Below are 1,926 nucleotides of genomic sequence, written 5' to 3' on the forward strand. Positions count from 1 at the left end.
GTGGGAATCGGCCCACCTTGCCGGGCGCCGCTGCCGCGTGGGAATCGGCCCACCTTGCCGGGCGCCGCTGCCGCGTGGGAATCGGCCCACCTTGCCGGGCGCCGCTGCCGCGTGAGAATCCGCCCACCTTGCCGGGCGCCGCTGCCGTGTGGAAATCCGCCCATCTTGCCGGGCGCCGCTGCCGCGTGAGAATCCGCCCACCTTGCCGGGCGCCGCTGCCGTGTGGAAATCCGCCCACCTTGCCGGGCGCCGCTGCCGTGTGGAAATCCGCCCATCTTGCCGGGCGCCGCTGTAGTGTGGAAATCCGCCCATCTTGCCGGGCGCCGCTGTCGTGTGGGAATCCGCCCATCTTGCCGGGCGCCGGTGCTGTGTGGAAATTCGCCCATCTTCATGACAAAAATTTGTCAAATGACAGGCTCATGTGTGCTGATTTATGTCAGACGGGATTTTGCTTATCAATTATTGAGAACAGAAATTTTCCTGAATCATCAATACTATACTTAGCAAGTAAAGGTGTTTTCTCATTTATCTGCTTGAGTGCAGGATCAAGGAAAGATCGTTTCAACTCTGCCAAGTTCTTCTGTTGGGATTCCGGCAAAAGGAAACGGTCATTTAACCAAGCATGAGTAGTAACCCATAAGCCTGAAGATTTGAATTGAGCAAGACTTTCATAAAGGCGGATCGTCCGGGGATTTCGAAGACTGCCACAATCGCGGAGCGAGTAGGTGGTGAACTGGTTCGTCAGGCCGTAAATGTACCGCAGGAGTTTATGGTTAAATTCGATTTCCCAGATACCACGAGCTGATCGGCTGCCAGCCTCTGTTAGCCAGGGGCGCGCGACGCAGTCAAAACGCCCCTCTTTCGGGTAAAAGATTACCGCAGAACGGCTTAACTCAAACACGCCTTCTTTAACATCCTTGATAGCCTGGTTACGGCTTACCTGAAAAATTTGCTGATAGTCAGCCACCTTTACTTTGAAAGTAGAGTCACCGAGTACAGCCATCTCATCATCATCTTCGCTTACTGAAGCTGTGAAATACGTCTGCATAAGACATAACCAGAGAACGCGCTTTGCTTTTAGCGAGAGGTAGTAAGCAGCTTCGGTAAGCTCGTTAGACTGCTTAACTTTTATCTTTTTGTTCAGCAACTTATCCATGCGCCTTGCCTTTGTGGGTTAAAAATTACTCTCCACACTACCACAAAGTTCAAACAAGTAAATACATTTTTTACAGTTTCGTCTAAGGTGGGCCAATTCCCATAACAAGGTGGGCTAATTCCCATAGTAAGGTGGGCTGTTTCCCATAGTAAGGTGGGCCAATTCCCATAACAAGGTGGGCGGATTCCCAGAGATAACACTTATTTATGATTTTAAATCAATGAGTTATATAGCTCTAAAAGACTTTAAAAAGATAAAAAATCTATAAAATACCTTTTAAAAATATGCCTGTGGATATGTGCATATCATCGCTTACCAGCGCCGCTTCGCGGCTCGGTCAACCCCTCAGAACCGCGAAAACAAGTTTCGCAGTTCTTCACGGTTCATGTTTTAATCCGAGCATGGCGCCAGCACCTTCGCGGCACCATCGAGGCCCGCGCTGCTGCCGCACCGGGCCTCACCCTCAAATAAAATAAAGTTTATAAAAATCGTACTTGTATTGACCCCTGTTTATTCTGAGTATATCCTTTCTGTAACCAAAACTACGGAGGCGCCACAGATGGCTCAGAAAAACAGAATTTCAGAAACAGAATGGAAACAGCTGCTGCCGCAAATGGCTTCCTTTGCACACATCACAACAGATATTGGCTATTCCGTGCTTGTCAAAGGTGAGAAATCATCAGACGTAGCCATGCGAGTAGGCCGTTCCAAGCAAAACATTTCCAGCACCGTTAAGCGAATCTGGGATTTGTACCAGAACACCACTCTTA

The 1,926-nt window shown here is 49.5% G+C and carries 1 protein-coding gene and 1 pseudogene; one reads left to right on the forward strand and one right to left on the reverse strand.

The window, feature by feature from the left end:
• Nucleotides 1–436 precede the first annotated feature (436 nt).
• Entirely contained in the window at nt 437–1,156 is a 720-nt protein-coding gene (locus QMN38_RS26480; RefSeq protein ID WP_013263795.1) for a replication initiation protein, read from the reverse strand.
• A 559-nt stretch (nt 1,157–1,715) separates the two neighbouring features.
• On the opposite strand from QMN38_RS26480, the pseudogene ardK reads away from it, so the two are divergent.
• A pseudogene (ardK, locus tag QMN38_RS26485) lies at nt 1,716–1,926 on the forward strand (antirestriction protein ArdAB regulator ArdK); the annotation flags it as partial.

It is taken from the genome of Citrobacter sp. R-1.5.2 (assembly GCF_035064245.1).
Classification (GTDB): domain Bacteria; phylum Pseudomonadota; class Gammaproteobacteria; order Enterobacterales; family Enterobacteriaceae; genus Citrobacter.

Bases quoted from the DNA above. Each gene is read 5' to 3' on its own strand.
- QMN38_RS26480 (WP_013263795.1), bottom strand. From the start codon at position 1,156: ATGGATAAGTTGCTGAACAAAAAGATAAAAGTTAAGCAGTCTAACGAG.